The 25,819-nt window shown below is 45.3% G+C and carries 27 protein-coding genes; 3 read left to right on the plus strand and 24 right to left on the minus strand.

Annotated features, from left to right (window positions below; translation table 11 throughout):
- Positions 1-28 precede the first annotated feature (28 nt).
- From cyoD to AC58QC_RS18840, 13 genes are all read right to left on the minus strand, one after another.
- Positions 29-349, minus strand: a complete 321-nt coding sequence (gene cyoD, locus AC58QC_RS18780) for a cytochrome o ubiquinol oxidase subunit IV (RefSeq protein ID WP_497416643.1) — start codon at positions 347-349, stop codon at positions 29-31.
- A gap of 1 nt (position 350) precedes the next feature.
- Positions 351-944 carry a cytochrome o ubiquinol oxidase subunit III gene (gene cyoC / locus AC58QC_RS18785; RefSeq protein WP_497416695.1) on the minus strand — a complete coding sequence of 198 codons (594 nt, stop codon included), beginning with the start codon at positions 942-944 and terminating at the stop codon, positions 351-353.
- 26 nt (positions 945-970) lie between these two features.
- Positions 971-2,941 (minus strand): cbb3-type cytochrome c oxidase subunit I, encoded by a 1,971-nt coding sequence (locus tag AC58QC_RS18790; protein WP_497416644.1) that lies wholly within the window; start codon positions 2,939-2,941, stop codon positions 971-973.
- Positions 2,942-2,962: 21 nt separating this feature from the next.
- Positions 2,963-3,913, minus strand: a complete 951-nt coding sequence (gene cyoA, locus AC58QC_RS18795; protein WP_497416645.1) for a ubiquinol oxidase subunit II — start codon at positions 3,911-3,913, stop codon at positions 2,963-2,965.
- A gap of 636 nt (positions 3,914-4,549) precedes the next feature.
- Positions 4,550-5,458 (minus strand): ATP-dependent DNA ligase, encoded by a 909-nt coding sequence (locus AC58QC_RS18800; RefSeq protein ID WP_497416646.1) that lies wholly within the window; start codon positions 5,456-5,458, stop codon positions 4,550-4,552.
- A gap of 245 nt (positions 5,459-5,703) precedes the next feature.
- Positions 5,704-6,234 (minus strand): S-layer homology domain-containing protein, encoded by a 531-nt coding sequence (locus AC58QC_RS18805; protein WP_497416647.1) that lies wholly within the window; start codon positions 6,232-6,234, stop codon positions 5,704-5,706.
- Between the two features lie 229 nt (positions 6,235-6,463).
- A complete protein-coding gene (locus AC58QC_RS18810; protein WP_497416648.1) occupies positions 6,464-7,231 on the minus strand; it encodes an ABC transporter permease in 768 nt (255 codons plus the stop codon).
- Positions 7,232-7,993 (minus strand): ABC transporter ATP-binding protein, encoded by a 762-nt coding sequence (locus AC58QC_RS18815; protein ID WP_497416696.1) that lies wholly within the window; start codon positions 7,991-7,993, stop codon positions 7,232-7,234.
- 13 nt (positions 7,994-8,006) lie between these two features.
- The gene (locus tag AC58QC_RS18820; protein WP_497416697.1) at positions 8,007-8,873 is read right to left on the minus strand and encodes a pentapeptide repeat-containing protein; all 867 of its coding nucleotides are present in this window, start codon (positions 8,871-8,873) and stop codon (positions 8,007-8,009) included.
- A 16-nt stretch (positions 8,874-8,889) separates the two neighbouring features.
- On the minus strand, positions 8,890-9,219 hold the full coding sequence (locus AC58QC_RS18825) for a PadR family transcriptional regulator (RefSeq protein ID WP_497272459.1): 330 nt from the start codon (positions 9,217-9,219) through the stop codon (positions 8,890-8,892).
- A 257-nt stretch (positions 9,220-9,476) separates the two neighbouring features.
- Complete coding sequence (locus AC58QC_RS18830; protein WP_497416649.1) at positions 9,477-10,568, minus strand: phosphodiester glycosidase family protein; 1,092 nt, start codon at positions 10,566-10,568, stop codon at positions 9,477-9,479.
- Positions 10,569-10,939: 371 nt separating this feature from the next.
- Positions 10,940-11,749 (minus strand): TrmH family RNA methyltransferase, encoded by an 810-nt coding sequence (locus AC58QC_RS18835; RefSeq protein ID WP_497416650.1) that lies wholly within the window; start codon positions 11,747-11,749, stop codon positions 10,940-10,942.
- A gap of 8 nt (positions 11,750-11,757) precedes the next feature.
- Positions 11,758-12,417, minus strand: coding sequence for a potassium channel family protein (locus AC58QC_RS18840; RefSeq protein WP_497416651.1), 660 nt, complete (start codon positions 12,415-12,417; stop codon positions 11,758-11,760).
- A 173-nt stretch (positions 12,418-12,590) separates the two neighbouring features.
- Here AC58QC_RS18840 and sspI point away from each other — a divergent pair, with 173 nt between their 5' ends.
- On the plus strand, positions 12,591-12,794 hold the full coding sequence (sspI, locus tag AC58QC_RS18845; RefSeq protein ID WP_497416652.1) for a small acid-soluble spore protein SspI: 204 nt from the start codon (positions 12,591-12,593) through the stop codon (positions 12,792-12,794).
- Between the two features lie 157 nt (positions 12,795-12,951).
- On the opposite strand, the gene AC58QC_RS18850 is transcribed toward sspI, so the two are convergent.
- The 8 genes from AC58QC_RS18850 to zwf form a co-directional block, all read right to left on the minus strand.
- Positions 12,952-14,049, minus strand: coding sequence for a Gfo/Idh/MocA family protein (locus tag AC58QC_RS18850; protein WP_497416653.1), 1,098 nt, complete (start codon positions 14,047-14,049; stop codon positions 12,952-12,954).
- Between the two features lie 21 nt (positions 14,050-14,070).
- Entirely contained in the window at positions 14,071-14,703 is a 633-nt protein-coding gene (locus AC58QC_RS18855) for a ThuA domain-containing protein (RefSeq protein ID WP_497416654.1), read from the minus strand.
- 34 nt (positions 14,704-14,737) lie between these two features.
- The gene (locus tag AC58QC_RS18860) at positions 14,738-15,877 is read right to left on the minus strand and encodes a Gfo/Idh/MocA family protein (RefSeq protein ID WP_497416698.1); all 1,140 of its coding nucleotides are present in this window, start codon (positions 15,875-15,877) and stop codon (positions 14,738-14,740) included.
- 60 nt (positions 15,878-15,937) lie between these two features.
- The gene (locus tag AC58QC_RS18865; RefSeq protein WP_497416655.1) at positions 15,938-16,972 is read right to left on the minus strand and encodes a LacI family DNA-binding transcriptional regulator; all 1,035 of its coding nucleotides are present in this window, start codon (positions 16,970-16,972) and stop codon (positions 15,938-15,940) included.
- Between the two features lie 225 nt (positions 16,973-17,197).
- A complete protein-coding gene (locus tag AC58QC_RS18870; RefSeq protein WP_497416656.1) occupies positions 17,198-18,022 on the minus strand; it encodes a YheC/YheD family protein in 825 nt (274 codons plus the stop codon).
- Positions 18,023-18,149: 127 nt separating this feature from the next.
- A complete protein-coding gene (locus AC58QC_RS18875) occupies positions 18,150-19,733 on the minus strand; it encodes a peptide chain release factor 3 (protein ID WP_497416657.1) in 1,584 nt (527 codons plus the stop codon).
- 46 nt (positions 19,734-19,779) lie between these two features.
- Positions 19,780-20,853, minus strand: a complete 1,074-nt coding sequence (locus tag AC58QC_RS18880) for a metallophosphoesterase family protein (RefSeq protein WP_497416658.1) — start codon at positions 20,851-20,853, stop codon at positions 19,780-19,782.
- A 171-nt stretch (positions 20,854-21,024) separates the two neighbouring features.
- Positions 21,025-22,560 (minus strand): glucose-6-phosphate dehydrogenase, encoded by a 1,536-nt coding sequence (gene zwf, locus AC58QC_RS18885; protein WP_497416659.1) that lies wholly within the window; start codon positions 22,558-22,560, stop codon positions 21,025-21,027.
- Positions 22,561-22,751: 191 nt separating this feature from the next.
- On the opposite strand from zwf, the gene AC58QC_RS18890 reads away from it, so the two are divergent.
- On the plus strand, positions 22,752-23,120 hold the full coding sequence (locus AC58QC_RS18890; protein ID WP_497416660.1) for a hypothetical protein: 369 nt from the start codon (positions 22,752-22,754) through the stop codon (positions 23,118-23,120).
- 56 nt (positions 23,121-23,176) lie between these two features.
- Here the strand turns inward: AC58QC_RS18890 and AC58QC_RS18895 are convergent, their stop codons facing one another.
- Positions 23,177-23,623 carry a GNAT family N-acetyltransferase gene (locus AC58QC_RS18895; protein WP_497416661.1) on the minus strand — a complete coding sequence of 149 codons (447 nt, stop codon included), beginning with the start codon at positions 23,621-23,623 and terminating at the stop codon, positions 23,177-23,179.
- A gap of 129 nt (positions 23,624-23,752) precedes the next feature.
- Between AC58QC_RS18895 and AC58QC_RS18900 the strand changes: the two genes are divergently transcribed.
- Positions 23,753-24,472, plus strand: coding sequence for a hypothetical protein (locus AC58QC_RS18900; RefSeq protein ID WP_497416662.1), 720 nt, complete (start codon positions 23,753-23,755; stop codon positions 24,470-24,472).
- A gap of 110 nt (positions 24,473-24,582) precedes the next feature.
- Here AC58QC_RS18900 and lepB read toward each other — a convergent pair whose 3' ends face one another.
- A complete protein-coding gene (gene lepB, locus AC58QC_RS18905) occupies positions 24,583-25,131 on the minus strand; it encodes a signal peptidase I (protein ID WP_497416663.1) in 549 nt (182 codons plus the stop codon).
- Between the two features lie 18 nt (positions 25,132-25,149).
- Positions 25,150-25,797: a response regulator gene (locus AC58QC_RS18910; RefSeq protein ID WP_497365316.1), complete on the minus strand. Its 648-nt coding sequence runs from the start codon at positions 25,795-25,797 to the stop codon at positions 25,150-25,152.
- Positions 25,798-25,819: the final 22 nt, after the last annotated feature.

Here is a 25,819-nt window from a genome sequence, read left to right on the forward strand (position 1 = left end):
TCGTCCTGATTTGTCGGCGTATAGTTTATTAATGAGCTACCATATTATATTTCATAATCCAAATCGATCCTATAACGATCGTTAGTAAAATAATCAGTCCCAAAATAAGGGTTATTAAGTTATAACGAGGCTTAACCTCTTCGCGTAGATGCATGAAGAAAATAAGCTGAACAACGAACTGCAGAATCGCCGCTATGATCAAAACAATGTAAGTAACGCTGCTCTCAAACAGGTTGTACATCACGATAACAAGTGGAATGATGGTAAGAATGATTGAAAGCAGGAAACCCGTTGCATAGGTTTTAAGAGTACTTTTATGGAGTACTTCTTTGATCGTACTATTTTCCATCTTACATCACCCCCATTAAGTAAACGACCGTAAGAACGAAAATCCAGACCACATCAAGAAAATGCCAGTACAAGCTGATGATATTAACTTTCCGCAGAGTAACAGGCGTAATTCCACGCCGCGACAACTGTATGATAACTGAAAGCATCCAACCCAAACCAAGTGATACATGCAGGCCGTGAGTACCAACCAATGTAAAAAAACCAGAGAGGAAAGCACTTGTACTTATAGTAGCTCCCTCATGTACCATATGATTGAACTCTGTAACTTCCATGATGATAAAACTTGCTCCCAATATAGCCGTGACCAGCAACCAGAGGATTACCCCCCTTTGGTTTCCTTTATTCATGGCTAGAACGGCAAGACCACTTGTGAAACTACTCGTAAGTAGAATGAACGTCTCCGCAATAACTCCTGACATTTTAAAAAGTTCTTGGGCAGAAGGACCTCCGTTCGTGTTTCCTTGCAATACGATATAGGTAGCGAACAATGTACCGAATAAAATACAATCCGTCATTAGAAAAATCCAAAAACCGAACTGTCGATTCGCTTCCAAATCGTGATGATCACCATTATTTGCATGGAGATTGGACATATGAGGAACCATTTTGGACGTTGCCATTATTGAACCCTCCTTGCCGCAGCTTCTGTGAGTTCTATCTCTTTTACAGGAATATAATAATCAGTGTTGTAGTTTAACGAATGTACGAGCATACAAACAACTATTCCTATAAAACCAGGAATGGCCAACCAGAGCCAATCGAAAACTAAACCAAAGCCGACAATAAACCAAAAGAACGATTTAATGAATGGAATCGGAGAATTTTTAGGCATGTGTATGGGTTCAAAATTAGAATACGTCTGTGATGTTTCAGCATTACCTTTCCGCTTCTTATTCTCCCACCACTCATCTCGTGTGGATACAAGCGGGAGAGTAGCAAAGTTATACACAGGCGCAGGAGAAGGCATTGACCATTCAAGAGTTCGTCCATTCCAAGGGTCGCCTGTCGTATCTTTCTCCATAAATTTAATACTATGGGCAATCTGCCATATTTGAAAAATAAATCCGATTCCCATTAAGAATGCGCCCACAGTCGAGATCAAATTCAATTCCCACCATCCGCTATCCCAACCGTACGTACTAATTCGCCGCGTCATCCCCATTAGACCAAGTACATATTGCGGCATGAAACAAACATAGAAACCTACATTCCAGAACCAAAAAGCCCATTTCCCAAGTCCCTCATGCAGCTTGAAACCGAAAACCTTAGGCCACCAATAATACAAACCTGCGAAGAAGCCAAAAACTACGCCGCCAATGATAACCTGATGAAAGTGAGCAATTAGAAAATAACTATTGTGGTATTGAAAGTCTGCTGGCGCAACTGAGAGCATCACTCCAGTCAATCCACCGAGAACAAAGCAAGGAATGAATCCAATTGTCCATAGCATTGGGGTTTCGAATGTTATTTGTCCTCTAAACATCGTAAACAACCAATTGAAAACTTTGACTCCAGTAGGTATGGCAATCATCATAGTTGTCAAAGCAAAGAACGAGTTAACATCCGCTCCAGAACCCATCGTAAAGAAGTGATGCGCCCAAACAAAGAAGGAAAGAATACTGATAATCATCAAAGCATAAACCATTGACTTGTAGCCAAATAATTTCTTCCTTGAAAATGTCGACACGATTTCAGAGAAAATACCAAAAGCCGGTAGAACAATGATATAAACTTCGGGATGTCCCCACATCCAAATCAAGTTGATATACATCATCGGATTTCCTCCGCCGTCAAGCGTAAAGAAGTGGGCGCCTAGATAGCGGTCTAAAAACAAAAGTGCCAATGTTGCTGTCAAAATCGGGAAAGCGAAAATTATGGCAATACAGCTCGACAAAACGGACCATACATACATTGGCATTTTCATTAATGTCATTCCGGGGGCACGCATCTTTAGAATCGTTACAATGAAGTTAATACCTGTCATTAAACTACCGATTCCTGAGATCTGAATTCCCCAGATATAGAAATTCTGTCCTACCCCAGGACTATGTGATAGTTCCGATAATGGGGCGTATGACAACCACCCAGCATCAGGCGAGCCGCCGATAACAAATGATAAGTTGAACAATAAAGCTCCCCAAAAGAATAGCCAAAAGCTAAGCGAATTCAAAAATGGGTAAGCTACGTCACGTGCACCGATCTGTAAAGGTACGATGATATTAAACAAACCAAACATAAATGGCATAGCCATGAATAAAATCATAATCACTCCATGAGTCGTAAAAACGGAGTTATAATGTTCGGGTGTTAAAAATTCCATATTGGGCACCGCTAATTGTACCCTCATAAGCAGTGCATCTATTCCTCCCCGAAAAAGCATTAGTATGGTGCAAATGATATACATGATGCCAATACGTTTGTGATCAACACTTGTTAACCACTCTCGCCATAGCCATGTCCATTTTTTGAAATAAGTGAGCGTAAAGACTACAACGATCAATGTCAGCAAGATACTAACGTCAGCGCCATAAATAAGCGGATCACCGGTGACGAAAAATGTTGATGCAAATTCTTTAATTTTATCCCACATGGTTAATGTCTCCCTTTCCAGTTAATGACCAGAATGTTGCATATGATCCATATTCATATCCATTTTCACATCTGTTTTCACATCTGTTTTCGTATTATTAGAAGGACCGTGATTATGAGATGAAGCATATTTGGTAACAATTTGTTCAAATAAGTTTTTTGGGAACGAGGAGTAGGACATAGTATTAGTTACTCCGGGTTCGGAAAGAGCTTTATATCCTTCTAACGATAAATCCTGCTTAGATTTCTTAACTTCTTGAATCCAAGTTTTGAAATCATCTTCAGTGGTCGCTTTCGCCACGAATTTCATACTCCCGAACTCACGTCCGCTAAAGTTTGCACCCGATCCGAAATACTCGCCTTTTTCATCCGCTTGCAAGTACAGGGCCATTTTCATTCCTGACATTGTGTACATTTGTCCGCCCAATTGAGGGATCCAAAAGGAGTTCATCGGAGCGTCTGCAGTGAGCTCGAAACGAATCGGTGTATCCTTTGGAAATTGCACATAATTGACTGTTGCAATCCCTTCTTCGGGATACATAAACAACCACTTCCAATCAAGTGATGCAACCTGAATGGTTATCGGCTTTTTTTCAGATGCAAGTGCTTTAGACGGCTCTAGCGCGTAGGTTGACCGCACAGTGATGACAGCAAGTACAATAATAATCAGAATGGGAACTCCCCACCAGATGAGCTCCAATTTCGTACTATGCTCCCATTCCGGTGTGTATTTTGCTTTACGATTCGTTTTTTTTCGGTAACGCCATATAATCCATACCGTCAAAATAAGAACCGGTACAATGACGATTAAACACAACAAAGTGGATATTACCATTAAGTCAAGCTGTTGCTTTCCTATCGGCCCTTTAGGATCCAGAATGATTATTTTTTCTGTACAACCGGCCGTAAACACTGAAATCATGATCAGCATAAACAAAGCCGTAATCCTTCTGAAAGTCTTGTTCTTCTTCATCTTTTTTTCATCCCCTAACCGTATTTCTTATATCAATTGCTGGCTCAGGTTCTATCTTAGAAAAAAAAGAAGATTATGTCGCCTTCCAATTACCGATTCCCTAAACCATCCATGTTCAACATAATGAAACAAATCCTTCATCAGTTTGTCACTCGTGTGGAGGCAAAAAAAAGCTCGAGGATGCCGAAGCAACTCTTCGGCATCCTCGAACTCATGTGATGGCTTCCCTTTTTATTAATTGACCACTTTTATGGTTTGCACGGTAGGATCTGGAAGCCAATTTCCAACGTAGCTTATTCTTTTTTTTCGCGCAGACTTTAATTCGTTCAGACATCGATTGATCATCATTTTGCTAAGGTAGGATTTGATATTAAGAATGTTTTCATTTAGATATCCATGGATACTTATGAACAAATCTTGCACCATATCCTACGCATCGGATCGAGAACCAAGCATACGGTAAGCAATGGAAAATAAAAGAGGTTTGTAGGTTGTATACAAGTCTTCAATGTTATTAACTGGTTGGTTAATCGATCGTATAACTTGGCATAATACCCGCCTTTCGATTCTAGAGAGAAAAAAGAGACCCTCAGCAACGGGCTGAGAGTCTAAGTTTATATTACTGCAAATTCCACCTCAATACGTCCAATAGCAATCCTCAGGGTCTTTATCAAACAAAAACCCTTTAAATATAGTCGTCTGAAGCTGATGTTGATCGGTGCGCTCTTGATATTGAATCCTACAACAAAGCTTTGGTTCTACCCAATATGTTTGCTTATCCATTCTAATTTGCAGCTGTTTTGCTATCTCTAGAAATGTGAGCTTATCATCTTCATTAAAACCAAATTCAACGATACCAACAGGTTTATACCTAACTGTTTTAAAGTGAAGCCCTACAACCAAACTAAACTGTGGTTCCGTACGATAGCCTAAAATAATGGTGTCGATCGTTTTGAAATTTTTAACTTTCAACCAATCATTCGTTACTACACCTAAAACATATTTGGAATCTTTTCGTTTCGCTACAATACCTTCCATATCATGTTCGATGCTCCAAGAACTTAAATCTTTCCCTCGCCCTTCAATATAAACGGTTGGAGTAATAATATCTGTGCTACTGATCATCTCATCGAGTCGATTTTTACGGATCATAAGCGGTTCATTCAGGTGCTCAGAAGCAGTAAACAAAACATCAAAAACAACAAATGTAGCAGGATGAGTTCTAAGCGCAGCTTTAATTTTGGCTGAATCAGAAATACGACCACGATAGGAAAAATCATCAAACACGGATCTGCCATCTCGTATACATACGCCTTCACAATCCAATATGACTGTATCGGTTTTTATTGAAGAAATAGCTTCCTTCAGTTCGGGAAATTTGCTTGTTATAACATGACCATTTCGGGTAAACGCTTCTAAACGTGTCCCCTGTTTGTGTAAGAGAATTCTCCATCCGTCCCATTTGGGTTCAAAAATAAATCCATCATCATCAAATGCTTCTTTACCGCTCGAAACAATCATTGGCTTTAAAGGAGAAAATAGCATGCAATTACACCTTTTTTATTAGACCTCAAAGTAGAATGGTAACCATTATGTCCTCAATTCCTATCCCGACATACTCCTTATGATAAAAAATCCCGAAGTACTCCGTTGTCATCCCTGTAAAGAACAGAAATAAACCCGCCACCAATTTAATGGTTAGCGGGCTCGGGACACTTTTAAATCAACTTTCACAAGCAACTCATTCGCCATCGCGGTTAAGATTGGTACTTAGCTCACATTTGTAGTGTTCAAGGAGTTGCTGTTGGTGCTGCCGTAGGTGTTGCTGTTGGTGTTGGCGTTGCTGTTGGTGTTGCCGTTGGCATTACCGTAGGTGTTGCCGTTGGCATTACCGTAGGTGTTGCTGTTGGCGTTGCCGTCGGTGTTGCTGTTGGCGTCCCTCCAGCAGGAATAGTAATATAACCGGCGTCTGCTAATGATTTGATGATTTTAATTACTTCGGCTCTTGTCAGTGCTTTGTTAGGTTGAAAAGATCCATCCGGATACCCATCAATCAGCCCTAAACTGCTTGCCCATTGAACGTTCTGTGCGAACCATTCTCCACTTGAAACATCGTTAAACTGGGTGCCCGTTGTTGTGTTGGCTACATTCCCTGGGGTAGAGGTCGCTAATGGTCTGTAATTATCTTGACTTTTGGTGATGATGTTATTATTACGATAGTTATCGTAATTTTGAGACTTCATGTTATCACCGCTACTACATCCTGCTAACAATGACACAGAAAACAATACTGCTGTTATAGGTATTTTAATTTTGTTCATTTTATATTTTCACTCCTTTTCATCAATTATGATTTGTATGAAAGAGTAAAAATAAAGGTGGAATTACTAGGAAAGCCTCCTGCCGTATGAAGAAGGAGACTGCAAAAATGAGTCGTAAGGCAAAATAAAAAGCACCACTTGGGTGCTTTAAGCTGAGCTGATAGTATAAAAGTGATTATAACGACTTTCGTATTTTTACACTGCCAATCAGTTGCGCTCTGTCCTTTTTTCACACCCGATTTTTATACACCCTCATTGCAAAGAAAAAGGCTACTAACAATATCCCGACGCACCAAGCAAGGGCGACCCATATCTCATTGCCCACCGGCTGATCTGCCAGTAGCGCACGGATGGCGTTCACGATCGAGGTAACCGGCTGGTTTTCGGCAAAGGCGCGAACGACTGACGGCATCGACTCGGTCGGCACAAACGCCGAACTGATAAACGGCAGGAAGATAAGTGGATAGGAAAACGCGCTTGCACCTTCAATCGTTTTTGCGGTCAGTCCGGAAATCGCCGCGACCCAAGTTAAGGCCAGTGTAAACAATGCGAGTATGCCTGCTACGGCAAGCCATGGCAGTATTCCCGCGGACGAACGAAAGCCCATAATCAATGCTACGAGAATGATGACGAGAAGCGATATGGCGTTGGACACTAGAGAGGTCAGCACATGCCCCCAAAGTAAGGCGGAACGTGAAATCGGCATGGTGTGAAACCGCTCGAAAATGCCCCGCTGCTTATCCATAAACAGGCGGTAAGCCGTATAGGCTATTCCGCTTGCGATCGCCATAAGCAGTATACCTGGCAACAGGTAATTCACATAGTTATCCGTTCCGGTTTGAATGGCACCGCCTAACACATAGACGAACAGCAGCATCATCGCAATTGGAGTGATGCAGACCGTGATGATGGTGTCCATACTGCGGAAAATATGGCGCATGGAACGTCCAAGCATAACGCTAATATCGGTGAAGAAATGATTCTTTGTCGTCTCCATTTACTTCACCTCCTTTTTGCCGACGATTGAGAGGAAAATCTCTTCTAATGTCGGTTGTTTTTCGATATACTCCACCTTTGCGGATGGAAACAGCTTTTTTAGATCCGAGAGCGTGCCGCTGGCGATAATCCTACCCTCATGCAGAATGGCAATTCGGTCGGCAAGCTGTTCAGCTTCCTCCAAATACTGCGTGGTTAGGAGTACAGTCGTGCCTCCGTCCGCAAGCTCCTTAACAATCTTCCAAACCTCGATGCGCGCCTCGGGGTCAAGCCCAGTCGTCGGCTCGTCGAGGAAAATGATCTGCGGATTACCCACAAGGCTCAAGGCGATGTCGAGCCTGCGGCGCATACCACCTGAATACGTAGACGCTCTGCGGTCGGCGGCCTCTGTCAGGCCGAAGCGTTTAAGCAAGTCGTCCGCAACCTGACGTGGATCCTTGAGGTAACGCAGCTTCGCAATCATGATCAGATTTTCCCGACCTGTCAAAATTTCGTCCACGGCTGCAAATTGCCCAGTAAGACTGATCGCTTGCCGCACATTCTCGGGTTTAGAAGCAACATCAAATCCGTTGACGGTGGCTGTTCCGCTATCTTGTTTGAGCAGTGTGGTGAGGATTTTGACAACTGTTGTCTTGCCCGCCCCGTTGGAGCCGAGCAGGGCGAAAATACTACCCTTTTCTACCTCGAAATCAACGCCTTTCAGCACTTGAAGCTGCTTGTAGGACTTTTGCAGGCCAACCACTTTAATTGAAGTATTTTGCATAAAATTCCCCTCCTTATCGAATAGTAACCTTGGACAAGTCGGCCCCCATGCCTTTAAGCGAAGCATAGGTCAGTTTATCCATGACTGCGCCGTCAAAGCAGATGGTTTTGAAGGCACGGTAATACTTATTGGTCAATGAAAAGAACGCCTGAAAAGACACATTCATGAGTATAGCACCCCTAAATGAAACTTCGTTTACTGCCGATTTGTCAAATTTAACACCGATAAAGGTTTGACCGTCAAAACGCACCCCGCTCAGGTCGGAATATTCGAAGTCCACGCCGTCAAAGATACAACCTTCAAAGCTAGTTTTTCTAAGGTCGATCTTGCTTAGCGTGACATCGGTCAGTTTGGCACCTGTAAATTTCGCTCCTTCCATCCCTGAAACACTGAAGTTAGTGCGTACAAGGATCGATTCATTGAAGCTTACATTCGTAAGGTCACTTGCAGTTAGGGTACAGTCCGTCAGATTTGCTCTATCAAAATTAGCTTCACGTAAATCACTGGTTTTAAACGAACTTCCGGTTAAGTCAGCGCCCGCAAAGTCGGCACCGCGTAACGCGCTAGCATTAAATTGACCTTTATGGGCCTTGACGCCTGCAAAGTCGCCCATCGCTAAGTTGCTAGCACTAAAATTTGTCACGACTTGCCTTTCCAGAGAGCGGGAGAGGTTGGCAACTTCCAATATCGTTTGTTCAATGTCGCCGATGCTCTCAATGGTCATCTTAAATGCTGTTTCATCGTCTTTGCCCTCGGCTTTGAGTTCACGATATCGCTCCTGCAAATCGGAGTGCAGGTCCGTCTTTAATTCGGTGACGCTTTTTACCCCATCGTATGGCGTAAACACGCCGTTCAAATAGTTCGTTAATTTCTGATTCATCATAAAAATCTCTCCCTTATAATAAATTTTCTAGTACGCGCTTTGAGTACTCCCAATTGTTTTTGTTGCGTACGTAAGCATTCCTGCCTTTTTCAGTAATCCTAAAATACTTGCGCCGTCCACCCTGAGATTCATCGCCCCAATACCACTCGATATCACCGTCAGTTTCAAGCCGCCGGACACTGGAGTACATGGTGGCTTCCTTTAATTCATACTCGCCGCCTGAGCGCTCGGCGATCAGTTTAACAATCTCGTACCCGTAGCGGTCAGCTTCGGATAAGAGCCGTAAAATCATCGTATCGGTATGTCCGCGCAGCAGGTCGGATGTAATTTTGTTCTCGCTCATGTCATCACCTCCGTGTTTTTATAATACGACATAGTACTGTGACTGTCAAGGTAGTATTTCAAATAAAATACTTTGCTTGAAAATCATGTTGTATTCATAATGATATCTAATGGATTCATTCTCTTTTTCCGTGCTTTTTCTAATTTGAAACAGATTAGAAAATAAATATACCGATGCCCACTCCGACTTATACATCGGTAGGCATCGGTATGAATGTTGTAATCTGCGCTATATATACCCTCGGCTTTGAGTAGAGCTTACTTATTCAAATTATTTTGTTCCGCGAGGTATCCTGGGTTATCATAAGCACCACCCGGATCAATTTGAGTCACACCTTCCCAAATGTTCGGCACTTCAACCTGATCAGGATGTTCGAAAATAAGGAGCCCTGATGGGAGCCTTCTCTCACCATAACGGCTTGATGGATGGGTAATAAGATCACTTCCGACAACCATTTCAGAAGACGCGCCACCGTCTAAGAAACCGGCATTTAAGCAGCCTTCTTTCAGTAACAGATCCTGAACATCTTTTAACGAAGCGCCTACACTTTTGGTCTGACGACCGTCAATAACGACAATGATAATGACACCATCTGCGCGTTGACCGATGGCTGTCCGCGGGTTAAGGCCATCTCCTACTATGGGCAGTGCTTTTCCGTTTGCAATGATGCGCGGATAGAAGGAAACGGCATCGGTCACATGCAAATCTAACAGTTCATCAATAGAATATTTGCCGATGATCAATTTACCGGTATTATCAAAAGCGACAACTTGTTGAGGTACAGTTCCATCAACGCTCGTATACAAAATCTTACCGCCTGACATAATAACTCCAATAGGAGCAAATCCGTTGCCTAGACCCTGCGGGTCGTTGAAGCCTCCACCATTAACACCGGCTAATGCTCCCGTACGTTTCACCATAGAACTGATCGTTTCACCTTGACCCACTACACTGGGAACAACTACTCGGATAGCTCTTGGATCGTATACGTACATTTTTTTCCCAACCCAACCATGTCCAGAGATATCTTCAATGTCTATTACCTTGCCATCTTGTTTTTGAATGTTGATGGCATTCATATCCTGTTTCTCTATCGAGTTAATTTCACTCATTTGCATGACATTTTGAATCATCTCGTCTCGTTTCTTTACACCAACAAAAATCCATGCCCAGTCACGATGCTGCGTGGCAATAACCGTATCCGCAAGAAACAGGCGGATGTTCTTTCCTGGTGGTGTTATGAAAAGAAAACTGACGAAAAGACATACGAGTAAAATACAAATCAGTACCGAACGTTTCAGCCAGCTTCTGCTTTGCTCTTGTTTATAATCAATTCCCGCTAGCTTCATTTAATTGATTCCTACTTTCTTTAAAATTTAAGTGTGATCCGGTATATCATAATAAGTCTTCGAACTCATCGAACTCACGTCTGTGGTTTACAAATTACTTTTAGATAGCATAAAGGTACTCAAAGTATATAAAGCTAATCTGTATTTGAGATGAAAATGAGATTAAGTTTTGAAAACCATGCTGTGTAAATAGAACCAATTTAGCTAAATAATTCAATATAATCTTAAAAATAGAAAAAAAGGCAACCACATTGGGTTGCCTTTTTTGCTTTATGAGGACAAAGCAGTCGCTTAGGAATAGAAATTAACCTAGGTGACTGCTTTTTTATTACTGTATCTTTTAGATTTTGTTTGTTTTAGTTGCAGTTCAACTACCTCGTCATCCGCTGTCTCGCCGCCTCAAACAGCAAAACCGTCGCCGCCATCGCGACGTTCAGCGATTCCGCTTTGCCCTGCATCGGAATAATAACCTTCACGTCCGACTGCGCAGCAACTTCCGGCGACACGCCCTTGGCCTCGTTGCCGAGAATCAGCCACGTCGGCTGCCGCAGGTCCGTGTCGTAGCACGAGCCTTGCGCCTGCAAGCTCGTTGTCACAAGCCGCACGCCGCGCTCACGCGCACGCGGCAGCAGCTCAGCCAGATCTGCCTCCACAATCGGCAGATGATACATCGATCCCATCGTCGATCGGATCGTCTTGGGATTGTATAGATCGACCGTGCCGCGGCCGAGCACGACAGCTTTGGCCCCGACGGCATCCGCGCTGCGGATAATCGTGCCCAAGTTACCTGGGTCTTGGACGCCGTCCAAAACCACGACCAAATCGTGCTCGCCGGCAAACAGCTCGTCCATGCCTAGTTGTGGCCGCGCTACAATGGCCACTACGCCTTGCGGGGTCTGTGCATCCGAACATTTGTCCAGTACAGCTGGACTGACAGCCACCCATTCGACGTGCGATCCTTCAGCAAGCGCTGCAAGCTCCGCAGGTAATCCTTTTTCCGCAAGAAAAAGAATAACCTCCACGTGTGCCCCAGCTTTCAATGCTTCCTCAATTACATGGTAACCTTCTATGATATATTTCCCTTGCTTATCTCGGCCTCGGCGCTCTAAGAGTTGAGCCCAGTCTTTGACTCTCGTATTTTGAACGGACATAATTTCTATATATGAATTTGAATTTGCCATGATTGTACCTACTCCGCAAAAGTGACTTCAAAGGTTTGAAGACTCGAATTTTTACCCACAATAACCAAAACATCTTCCTGCTTAATTGGCTCTTCAGCACTTGGCGGAATGATCATCTGCTCATTTTGCTTAATTGCAATCACATTGCAGCCAAATTTGGCGCGGACATCGAGCTCACGCAGGCTTTTGCCAATCATCTGCTTCGATGCTTTCATTTCCAATATACTATAGTCGGCCGAAAGCTCTATATAATCGATAATATTCGTTGAAATCATATGATGAGCCACGCGCTGTCCCATATCTCTCTCCGGATAGACGATTTTATCAGCGCCAATTTTTTTGAGAACCTTGCCGTGAAGATCATTAACAGCTTTTACGATCGTCGTAGCTATGCCCAATTCCTTGAGAATCAATGTAGTCAAAATACTCGCTTGAATATCCTCACCAATTGCCACAACCACAACGTCAAAATTTCGAATCCCCAAAGCCCGCATAGCTTCCTCATCTGTCGAATCGGCTTGAACAGCATGTGTGACATAGGCAGAAACATCTTGCACTGTTACTTCGTTCCTATCAATGGCTAGAACCTCGAAGCCTGATTGTGATAACGTCTTGGCGACAGCTGAACCGAATCTTCCCATCCCAATAATCGCAAATTGTTTTCTCACTGCTCACGTTCCCCCATATTCCCAAGAATACCTCCCATTATATCATACTTGCTACTCGATGCTCACTTCTCCATCATCGAGCCATAACCAGCTTTGGCGAAGTGTGGGAAGGATGAAGCCATCTTCAACTGTGCATATTAATAGCGAGAATGAAATGGAAGCGAGGTCCTCGAATGAATATCACCCTTAGACAAGCCATCCACCAGCGGGTTCATAACAAAACGACCGAAGAGCTCAAGGAAGTAATTGAAGATTCCATCGGCGGAGAAGAGAAGGTTTTACCCGGACTTGGTGTGCTTTTTGAAATTATTTGGCAGCATACAGAAGCTAGTACGCAGGATACGCTCGTCGAAACACTCAAGGCACACCTCGAGTGAAATTAAACCATATACATCGACTATCGTTTTTAAAAATAACCAAACTTGCTAGGGGATGCTGCGGCATTCCTTAGCACTATGATTAAACAATCAAAGCATCGCGTTATCCAATTAAAAAAATCCCCCTCGCATTCCCGAGGAGGATCCATGTTCATTTCTATAGCACCGTAAACGGATTCATCGCTACCGGCTTCTCACAGCTGCTATGCATCACATAGTGCTGTCCGGAATCGGATGCATCATGGAAGCCATGCATGGCTTCTAGCACATGGTAAGCCAGCTCGCCATTCGCACGATGTGCGGAGTTATCGCCTGTTAACAATGCCTGCGCCATTACTGCAACACCAAGTCCGCGATGATTGTCTTTGTAACCGTGTGAAAGCGGGATCGGTTCATATGCAGCGGAACCAAGCTTGCGAATAAGCACTTCCCCTCCGAAGATATTCGGGTTAGGCACACTCAAAGAGCCATGGCTGCCGTAGATTTCAATGTGTGGCAGTTGCGTGCCTGCCATAATATCAAAGCTTGTCACGAGCGTTGCGATTGCACCACAGTGGAAATCTAATACGCCTGCAACGTGAGTCGGCGTATCCACATTAATTTTTTGCCCGCGCTTCTTCTCACTCGAAATCGTTCTCTCTGGGAAGCTAACGGCCGTTGAACCCGTTATACGACGAATCGGACCCAACAATGCCACAAGCGCCGTTAAATAATAGGGCCCCATATCGAACATCGGACCGCCGCCTTTGGCATAGTAAAACTCCGGATCCGGATGCCAGTGCTCATGCCCCTTACCCATCATGAAGGCTGTAGCGGCAATTGGTGTACCAATCCAGCCATCTTCAATCAGCTTCACAGCTGTTTGAATCCCTCCTCCAAGGAACGTATCTGGCGCACTGCCAATCAGCAGTCCTTTACGCTTAGCAACCTCTAAGATTTGCTGCCCTTCTTCACGGGTAACCGCCAACGGCTTCTCCACATACGCATGTTTGCCTGCTTCTAGGATCTGAATACACACTTCCGCATGCACCGCAGGAATAGTCAAATTAATCACAATGTCCACCTGAGGATCGCTTAGCAATTGTTCTACTGTATACGCATGAGGAATCCCAAACTCTTCCGCTCGTGCTTGCGCTCTACTTACATCAATATCTGCACAAGCGACTAATTCCAAGTGTGCAAATGTCGGGATATTTTTCATATAAGCCGAACTGATATTCCCACATCCAATGATACCAACCTTCATCTTGTTCATCGAATTCATTCCCCCTTGTGATTAGCGTGTCGCCCATAGCAACCCGCGTCGCATTAATTCCAATGTTTCCGGCATACGAACAATGTTAGCCTGATGGCCAAGTGAGTTATAATACACCTTGCCAGCACCGAAAGTTTTGGTCCAAATAACCGGCATCTCCACATCATCGAAGTCTGTCACCGCATGTACTTTAATCGCTGGGTCAACATGCATATAATATTTCTCCGAAACAACCACGAAATCACCAATGCCCGCGGTCAATGGCTGCTCGTTGTCTTTCATACGAACTGTATAGGTAACACCATCATTTCCCGGATGTGCCACCCATTGTCCACCAACCATATATTGGTAATTCACTTCATTTCGGAAGGAATCAGCCATCCCGCCATGACAGCCTGCGATCCCTGATCCGCCTACTTGGACCGCGTTAATTAAAGGCGTTAGCTGCTCTTTTTCAATTTTCCCCATTGTCCACACAGGGACTATAAGATCGATACTTGCTAAGCGCTCTTCATCACGGAAGCTGTCTAGCGTATCCGAAACCTCCACCGCATAATTTTCTTCCCTTAACATGCCCGCAAAAATCCCCGCAACCTCCTCGGGTTGATGGCCATCCCAGCCACCCCATACAATCAATGCTTGTTTCTGACTCATCCCAAACGTGCTCCCCTCTCTATCAAAGTCCCTTTTATACTTCGCTTATACTCACCCAACGGCGCTGCGCAATCGATTGGTCTACGGCTTCCAGCACCTCTTGGCATTTCACGCCATCTACGAAATTCGGAACTGGCTGACGATCCTCTGATAGCGCTGTCATCAACTCGACAACTTCATGCACAAATGTATGTTCATAGCCAATCGTATGTCCTGCCGGCCACCAAGCATCCATATAGGCATGTGAGGCATCTGTTGCAAGCACCCGTCTAAAGCCCTGAACATCCTCATCATCACTTGTAAAATAAACCTGCAATTCATTCAATCGCTCGAAATCGAATTTCACGCTGCCTTTACTGCCGTTAATTTCAAAAGAATTCGTACACCGGTGCCCTGGTGCAAACCGTGTAGCCTCGAAGCTGCCTAACGCGCCATTGGCAAACCTCGCCATGAATAACGTCGCGTCATCGACGGTAACAGGACCATGCGGTGCATCCTTGCTGCCTTTGGCGCTAAGCCCTGTCATGGATGTCGGCAGCGGACGCTCCTTCACGAACGTTTCACTCATCCCGATCACCTCGGTCATATCGCCAACGAGGAAGTGCGCAAGATCGATGAGATGCGCCCCCAAATCGCCGTGTGAGCCTGAGCCTGCGATCTCCTTTTGCAAACGCCATACTAACGGGAATGTCGGATCAACGATCCAATCCTGCAGGAACCACGCGCGGAAGTGGTAGATCTGGCCGAGACGACCGCTCTCGACGAGCTTCTTCGCCAGCTGCACCGCAGGTGCAAACCGATAGTTGAAGCCGACCATGTGCTTCACACCCGCCTCTTCAGCCGCTTCCAGCATCTCCCTTGCATCCGCAAGGGTCAGTGCCAGCGGCTTCTCACAGAAGAGATGCTTGCCGGCCTTTGCCGCCGCCAACGCGATTTCCTTGTGCGCATCACTCGGCGCATTGATATCGACCACGTCGATTTCGGGATGCGTAACCAGCTCGCGCCAATCTGTCACATAACCGTCCCATCCGAATTGCTCCGTTGCCTGACGAACACCGTTCTCGTCCCGACCGCAGATGAGCTTCATCTTCGGAATTGCCGTCTGCGGAAAGAACATAGGTAAATCTTTATAAGCATGACTATGGGCTTTTCCCATAAATTTATAGCCAATCATCCCGATATTAAATGTCTTTTTCACCGAATTCACGCCTCCCCAAAGTGTAGTTATGCTATCTCACTTCAACCGCTGTTCATGCCTCGATGACTGCCTAATCTTCACTTCTGTTGGCAGCTTCACTTGTAATTGAGCCTCGCTATTTCCCTGCCCAACACTTGCAAGCACTGCACGTGCCGCCTGTTTGCCCATTTCAAAAAAAGGCACTTTAATGCTGCTAAGCGGTGGATCACTTAGCTTCGCAGCATCCGAGTCATCGCACCCGATAACAGCAAAATCTCGCCCAGCAACCCAGCCACGTTCCCGAAGACCCTGCATCAATCCGATGGCCATTCGATCATTGGCCGCAAATACGGCTTCTACATGATCCCGGATCTCCCACAGCCTTGCCGCTGCCTCATACCCACTAGTACGGCTGTAGTTCCCCTCTAGCTGAAGCGCAGGATCAATCGTTAAGCCTGCCTCCAGCATTGCCCTTTGATAGCCATGAAGTCTGTCCAAGGAATTCGAATACTGCGGAGAACCGTTGAGGAACGCGATTTTGCGGTAACCTTCATCCAGCAAATGACGAACCGCCTGATAACTCCCCTCCACATGATCCGCATCTACCTCAAGGAAGGATAGCCCCTCGAATCGTTGGTTAACCAAGCAAAACGGATGACCCTGCTCTTGCAACTGCAGTAAAGAGCTTCGCTGGGACTCGGTATCTCGTGCCCCCAGAATCACACAGGCATCCACCTTTTGCGAGCGGTATAACCGTCCATAATCCAAATCATCATCTGGTGTCAGCAGGGACAACAACATGTCATAGCCTTGCTCCCTCACCTGCTCCCCAATCCCGCTCAGAATTTCTGCAAAATAATACGCGGAAAACAGATGCACCTTCGGCATATACGGAAGCACCACGCCAAGATTACCACTTCTTCTTCGAGCGAAGCTTTGCGCAATCGCATTCGGGTGGTATCCAAGTACTTTCGCTGCTTCAAGTACACGTGCTTTGGTTGCAGGCTTCATCGGACCAAGTCCATTGAACACACGAGAGACGGTCGCCTCTGATACCTTGGCTAGCTCAGCAACCTCTTTTCTCGTTACCATGTTGATATGCTCCCTTCCACTCATTTCCTCACGATATGTACACGCGTACATTTTCTCATTCAAGTACTGTTTCTGTCAATATAAATTCCTATCATGTCGCCATCGCTCATTTTCCATCTCCATCGATGATTTTGGAATTGGTTATTCGTCCCTCAATTACTTGAAGGAGTTCCCTATTCATTGCCTCAAAATTGACATATGTACGACAACAGACCGGTTATGATTTCATAACCGGCCGTATGCCTTGGCGTATCTTCTTATTTTCGCAAAAATGCGCTTATCACTTAATCTCTGAAAAATATAAGGATCCGGACTTGTGTTCACCTCAAGAACCCATGGATGCAGATCCTTATCTAAGGCTACATCGACCCCAATCTCTTTAACTCCTCTATACCTAGCGTTGATCGCCTTAGCAACCTGAACCCCCATCACATGCAGCTGCTTGACATACCCTTTCCTCTCCGTAGGCGGCAAATACTTCTGGAGCAAGGTATCCACCGATTTCAACGTTCCCCCATTATGAAAGTTCGTCACAATCTTCGTGGGATGTGCCACGCGGCCGATAACCCCAGTGGTTTCCCATTTACGAGCAGGCGTTTGCTGCACCATGACACGAAGATCAAAGCGATTCCCCTTATAGGTCAGCAAATGTATCCCTTTCTGTACCAGATAGGGACGCTTCTTAGTCAGTTTGAGAAGAGATACGAACATCTCACCGAATGTTTTGAACCTTTTGATCGTGACCCCAGATTGGAAGGAATAGGACCGTTCATCGTCCTCCCCCGCTAACTCTACACGGATCACACCGTTCCCGAACATCCCAATATTGGGTTTAACATAGACCATTTTATATTGTTCGAGCATTTCTTGTAAGGTTGCTGACGTCATACGTTTGGTGCTTGGCACATACTTGCGAAGTGATTCAACCGACTCGACGGCCTTGGTTTTTCCAATTTTGCTGCTTACATATCTTGCTCTTTTCAAGCCTAGTGTTTTCTTGGTGATTTTCTTTATACGCTTAATTAAACGCTTCTTTATACGCTTCTTCATACCTAGCCTCCAGCTTCGAATTCACCCCATCCTAGTGTATGAAGGCAATCGACGGTTGGCGACTATTAAAAGAAAGAAGAGGCTGCCCTGAAAGCCATCAGGAGAGCCTCTTTCTCATGTTTTGCGATTAAGGCGCACTCGTTAAGAACTGTGCACTTGGGTTCTTATCAATGGAAGAGCGCAGTGCATATTCACTTTCGAATAAGCCCACGAAATTCCCTTTCTTATCTTTCACCAATTGTGAGTTGATTCGGAATTTAGCCGGATCGATTTTATCATCGATGATCCAACGCGCGAATTGATAGTTCTGACGCTGCAAGAGAATATCTACGCCATATTCCGATTTCATCCGATGCTCCAATACTTCGAATTGAAGTTGGCCTACGACGCCAAGAATCATATCCTCGAAACCAATCGTCGTGAAGACCTGGATCATCCCTTCTTCGGTTAATTGATCGATCCCTTTCAGGAACTGCTTTTGTTTCAAGGCATTTTTGATCGATACCTTGCTGAATAGCTCCGGCGAGAAGGTTGGAAGCTCATCGAATACGACCTCTTCCCCTTCGCTTAAGGAATCGCCAATCCGGAAAATACCTGGATCGAACAGACCAATAATATCCCCTGGGAAGGCTTCTTCCACGATATCACGATCCTGTGCTAGGAACTGCTGTGGCTGCGCCAGCTTAATGTCCTTGCCAAGCCTTATATGTTTTACGGACATTCCCCGTTCAAACTTACCAGAGACAATACGCAAGAAAGCTACGCGGTCACGGTGAGCAGGGTTCATATTCGCTTGAATTTTGAACACATAACCAGAGAACTTCTCTCTCGTTGGCTCGATCACTCCAGCTGTGCTCGTACGCGGCTCTGGTGGAGGGGCAAGCTGCAAGAAGTTCTCTAGGAAAGTCTGCACACCGAAGTTGTTCACTGCGCTTCCGAAGAAGACAGGCGTAAGCTCACCCTTCATCACTTTTTCCATATCAAAAGGATCTCCCGCGACATCGAGCAACTCGATATCTCCGCACAATTGCTTGTGCAGGAATTCACCTGCGATTTGCTTCACTAACGGATCCTCAACGCCATCAACCTTACGGACTTCAATATCCTTATGATCATCGCCTTGATACAGCTCTAATTGCGATTTCCCACGGTCATACACACCACAGAATTGCTTCCCTGAGCCAATCGGCCAGTTCATTGGATACGAACGAATGCCGAGCACTTCTTCAAGCTCTTCTAACAACTCGAAAGGATCACGGCCCTCACGGTCCAATTTGTTAACGAATGTGAAAATGGGAATACCACGCATACGACATACTTGGAATAGCTTCTTGGTCTGTGTCTCGACCCCTTTGGCAACGTCGATCAACATCACAGCGCTATCCGCGGCTGTTAATGTACGATACGTGTCCTCACTGAAGTCTTGGTGACCAGGCGTATCCAGAATGTTGACGCGGTGACCTTCATAGTCGAACTGCATCACGCTTGACGTTACGGAGATACCACGTTGCTTCTCAATTTCCATCCAGTCCGATGTTGCATGTTTACTCGCTTTACGTCCTTTAACCGTTCCGGCAAGACGAATTGCGCCCCCGAATAAGAGCAGTTTCTCTGTTAAAGTTGTTTTCCCCGCATCCGGGTGAGAAATGATCGCGAACGTACGTCGTTTAGCGACTTCCGTTTCGAGAAGTTTAGTGAGTTGCGTTTTCATGTGTTCGTTTATTCCCTTCTTCTTTTACATATAGACTACATCGGAATCAAGCGCGTGCTTTCTCCAAGGGAACACTCCAGTTCGCTTCTTCAATGAACTTGCGAGTGCTGAATTCCCTGCCGCGCACAACCACTTTATCCGCAAATACTTGCACATAAATGCCTTGTGCTTTATCCTGTGCAGTCTGCTGGTACGCCCGATTCAGCGTTCTCCCAACAGAGGCATTGTGAAAATAATGGAACGTTTCCTGAATATAGTGCGGTGTCCCATTCTGGAAATCCTGATGACGATGACCGCAGAAGACGAAAACATTTTTATAATCCTTTAACGTCTCGCGGAACTGAATCGCACGGATAAGCTGATGTGAACCGCCATCCGTACCTACAGGAGGCAGCGGTTGATGCGTCATCACAAACAGGGGTCTTCCTGGTTTATATAAATTGCCCATTCTGCTTTTGAACCAAGCCATTTGTTCATCTGAGTACCAGGCACCTTCGCCCACTTCAGGCTTCTCTTGCACGTAAGCTTCCTGTGATAGCAATAGTATAGAGTGTCCGTTAGCCGTAAAATCATTATAAATGGAAGTATAGCCCATAAATTTTTTGAACTGCTCTCTACTTATCGCATCGCTCTTGCCATTCGGGACTTTATCCTGATCCCAGCTATTCGCTTTATTAATCCAAATCGTGTAATAATCATGATTCCCCATATTCCCATGAAAAGGAGGAAGTTTATAATCATTCATGATGGCGCGCAATGCCTTATAGTCAACTTCGGTTCCTGTATCCGTCAAATCACCGGTAAACATGATCGCATCGACTGGACCATCGAACTGGGTAACATCATCTAGAGCTAGCCTAAGCTTCTTATTGGGAAGAGAATCACCCGAAGTCACATGAAGATCGCTTAAGATAAAGAAGGACATCAATGGCCCAAGAGGCAGAGGTTCCTCTGAGGGTTCTGGAATAGCTTTAGGAGGCTCGGTAGTAGCCACGGAAGCGACAGCAGTCTGATCCTCGGGAATGAATTTTTTCTTGACCAACAGACTAAACCAAGCACTTAATCCTACTAAAACAGCCCCAATGGCGAGCAGCCATCGCACAAACGCTCTTCGTGACATCGATGCACCTCTAGTGTATAAAATGAGAAAATGGCCATATGCACTAGTATACCACAAATTGTGTCATATACGTCGTCCAGACTAGGCGACATCAAGCGATTTCTTACTATGCTTGTTCCAACATGCAAAAATCCAACAGGCCAAATCGCCTGTTGGATGAGCTAACCACTATTAAGCCAATACGGTTGATTTCTGAATAGCTTCCCAATCGACTTCCCCTTCGTGCTGACCGTTAATCGGCCACCACTTGAACCCATCATCGCACAACAGCTTCACTGCTTCTTCAGGGCCCCATGAGCCAGCAGGATAATGCTTGAGGTCGTCGGTCTGCTCGCCCCACGCAGCTGCGATACGATCCACATAGGACCATGCAAGCGCAACTTCATCCCAACGTGTAAAGTAAGTGGAATCTCCACGAGTTGCATCATATAGCAAGCGCTCGTACGCCTCTGGCGTATTGATGCCGATCTGACAGCTTTGGCAGAAGTCCATCGCAACAGGTACGATCACGCCTTCAGAACCAGGCTGCTTCGCGTTCATTTTCAAATAAATGCCTTCCATCGGATTCACACGGAATACGAGGAGGTTGGGTTCTAACTCGTGCTTTTTAGCCAAGTAGACATTGTTCGGAATATTCTTGAATTCCACAACGACCTCAGTCGTTTTGACCGGCAGTCTTTTACCCGTACGAATGTAGAATGGCACACCCGCCCAGCGGAAATTATCCACGTGAACACGCGCAGCAAAATAAGTTTCGGTCGTCGATTGCGGATTCACAGAATCCTCTTCACGGTAAGCAGGCAGCGTCTTGCCTTTGGCAGAACCGCTAGCATATTGACCGCGAATCACATTTGCGCGTACATCGTCGCCGTCTTCGAACAGACGAAGTGAGCGCAGCACCTTCACCTTCTCATCACGGATATCTTCCGGATGTAGACGGCTAGGCGGTTCCATCGCCATCATCATCAACATTTGCAGCATGTGGTTTTGACCCATATCGCGAAGGGCTCCAGAGTGGTCATAGTACCCACCGCGCTCTTCTACACCGACAGTCTCACTTAACGTGATCTGAATGTTCGCTATGTATTTATTGTTCCAAAGCGGCTCAAAAAACGCGTTCGCGAAACGAACGAACTCGATATTTTGGACCATTTCTTTTCCAAGGTAATGATCGATACGATAAATATCCTTCTCTTCGAACACTTGACGAAGCTGTCCATTCAATCGCTCAGCCGATGGCAAATCGTAGCCGAATGGTTTTTCAATAACTAGACGGTGCCAGCCCTCTGTTTTGAGCAAGCCGCCTTCACTTAAATTGTAAGACACATTACCGAACAGCTCCGGTGCTAAAGCCAAATAGAATAGACGGTTACCGCCTGTTTGATATTTCTCATCCAGCTTCGCAGTCAGCGAATTCAATTCATGGAAGCCAGCAACATTGTTAATGTCGAGCGACATGTATTCGAATCTCTGGGTGAACTTCTCCCATTCTGCAGCATCCGTATTTTTGTAACGAGCGAAATCTTGAATCGAATTTTTCACGTCTTCACGGAATTGCTCATTCGTCCGCGGTCTGCGAGCCAGACCAACTACCGCAAAATTTTCTCCCAATTTGCCTTCCCGATAAAGGCTGTAAAAGGCCGGAAACAGCTTTCTTTTCGCTAAATCACCCGTTGCACCGAAAATATAAAACACAGCTCCACTCATCTATGCATCATTCTTTCTCTATTAGAATTAGTTAATATGCTTAGCATACCTAAAATTGTCAAGCTATTCAACTTATCTGGAGACTTTAACCCATAACTTTTTCTTATGAGAAACTAGACATTCGTCTATACCGTTATCTATCACATGGCATAGGCTAACAGTACATACCAATACGGAGGTGCCTCCTAGTCATGCAACCCTTTCATCCGATCACCGAAAAAAACTGCAAAAGTCTTGTCGGAAAGCCCGTTCTTGTCTTCTTAACGAATGGCTCTGACTTTTATGGAATCGTCAGTCGCGTTGAGAAAAACAAGCTCATCTTAAATGATACTGGGCAAGCTAAGCTCAAATCTTCTACCAAAAACTCAAAATCAACGCCTACTAAGAAGGGGAAAAAGAAGCCCGCCCAACCAGATACTCTGGCTCCAATGACAGCCCCGGATCAGCTCTCATCCTTCGGCCTTATCCGCTTTGGAGGCCCTGCCCCAGAACTGACAGCCAGACCCACTGGTCCCGTAGATATTCAAATCGACTATATTGCCGCTATGTTTAGTGATTGAACAAGACAAACTGAAAATGAAGGCTGTGGATGCTGGGCTCATCTACAGCCCCTTTCTCAACGTTTGATCTTCTTACTCATGCGATAGCAGCTAAGCTCAGGAACAAAGGTATCAATTTCATACCCTCTTTTGCTATAAAATCGAATCGCTTTCGGGTTGCTGTCATCAACAAAGAGCTCAACCGAACGACAACGCTCACTACGCCCGTAGTCCTCCGCTGCCTTCATAAGAGTGTGCCCAATGCCTTTCCCTTGCTCACGCGGATCAACGGCCAGCATATCAATGAAGAGCATATTGGATTTGCGCGTAAACGAAATGAAGCCATAGGCCCGTTTGTACCCTTTTGCGATGACAAAAGTTTTATTTGCGTTTAAACGTTTGCGTATCTCGGAAAAAGTAACCGAATTACCTGAGTCATACATTCTGGAAAAAGGAACTAATTGTTCAACAACTAATCGATATATAGCAGCGTCGTCAATGGTAGACAAACGTTTGCGTATCACATGGCACCGCCTCCACAAGAAGCAATAATGCTATCTTATGTTGGTAATCCTGTAATTGACCCCACAATACCAATTTACCCCAGTCTACGCAAGTGATATACTGAAAGTATACGAAATGAGGTGATCTTCATGATCAATGCGTATCCATCCGTCATGGCTGTGAACAGGTACCAAACTCACAAGGATTACTACCGTGTTGGAGCTGTAAGTGCGGTTTCCGGAGGTAAGTCGAATACGATTCGGCGAATGCTGGACTTGCCCTTTGAGGGTCTCCCCTACAAACAGTTCGCACAGACGGCTGCCAAAGACGTAGCAAGCTTCGTACAATCTACGCAAACCGTCAAACAATCGGCTCAATCGCTCGTCAACACGAGTCTTACCTCAAGTACGAACTCGCCTGACTACACGCCTACGAAAGAGTCTCAATCCAACATCGCCCAGAAAGTTCAAGACTTTATTCATACATATAATGAATTGCAAGATCAGCTAGGGGATTCACCTATCTATGTCAGTCATGCCCTTCTACAAGGTCTCGAAGGCGCCGCTAAGCCCAACACGCTGCATGATCTTGGCATCACCAAGCAGGATGACGGAAAGTTAATCCTACAAGCTGATGTACTAGAGGAGCAGCTTAAGCAACCTACTGGTATTGATCGCAAAAGCCTGCTGAATCTCACCAGCTTCGCAAGCTCGTTAGTCAGCAGTATTGATCGCTTGCAGCAGCTGCCTTCCGCTTCACTGTTCCAATTATCTTCGTCGCCACTCAAGCCTTATGGCCAATATCAATCACAGCTCGGGGCGTATTTGCCGGTTCCAATGCGAGGTTTGTTGCTGGATGCGAAGATGTGAGTTAACCCACCACTTGGTGGGTTAACTTCACGCTCCACCCCCATACCTATTACGACAAGAGGCTGTCTCTCCAAAGTAGAATCTTCTACTGGCGAGACAGCCTCTTTAATTTAAAATAGTTTTTTGCCTAGCACATGGTCAATAGGAATGAAACCAATTACACGACTATCCATGCTATTGTTCCGATTATCCCCCATCACGAAAATATGGTCGGCTGGAACGGTCCACTTTTTGTTCCCGTTCGCTCTCATTTCCTCGTTGATGTAAGACTCATTCAGAAGTTCGCCGTTGCGGTACATCTGATTATCCTTAAGCTCAAGTTGATCCCCTGGCTTACCTATCACCCGCTTGATCCACACATGCTTATCATCACCGCGGACGAATAAGCTAAGCAACGGGCTGTCCATTAAATCATTAATAAAAGTCCGCTTCATATCTACCCTAGAGTCGATAATGACAATATCCTCGTAATTGGGTTCGTAACGAAAGGTATGTGAAAGCTTCGATACATACACACGCTGACTATCATGCAGCGTCGGATCCATCGAATGACCGCTAACTCGCGTCGATTGGAACACAAACACACCTAGAAATACAACTAATACAAAGGAAATCGCAATGGAACCAAACCAGCTCCAAATCTGTTTGACTACATTCAAGCTAATCGCTCCCTTGTGTTATTCCGCCAGTCCGTGCTTGAAAGCATAAATCGCTGCTTGTGTGCGATCTTCTACGCCAAGCTTGGACAGAACGTTGGTGACGTGGAATTTCACCGTCTTCACACCAATGAATAAATCATCGGCTAGCTCTTGATTAGATTTACCCTTCGCGATCAAGCGAAGCACTTCCATCTCGCGGTCCGTTAACTCTTCATGCGGTTCCGCTGCTGGTTTCGGTTGCCGAAAGCGGTTCATGATTTTCGAAGCAACCTGCGACTCCAGAATCGATTGCCCTTTGGCCGCGGCCCTAATCGCTTGCGCGATTTCAGATGCCCGCGATGTTTTCAACAAATAGCTGAATGCACCCGCTTCGATGACTGGATACATTTTCTCATCATCTAAGAAGCTCGTCAACACAATGACCTTGCATTCCGGGTACAATTGCAGTAATTTTCTAGTCGTTTCTATCCCGTCCATGCCTTCCATGACCAAGTCCATCAGGACCACATCGGGACGATATTCTTGGGCTAGCCGAATGCCATCGTGACCATTGCTCGCTTCGCCCACAACCTCAATGCCATCTTCTGTCCCGAGGACAGCCGCAAGTCCGATTCTGACCATTTCATGATCATCGACAAGTAGTACTTTGATTAAGGTGTCGTCCATTCGCTTCTCCCTCTCTATGTAC

This window comes from Paenibacillus sp. J22P51, assembly GCF_059692215.1.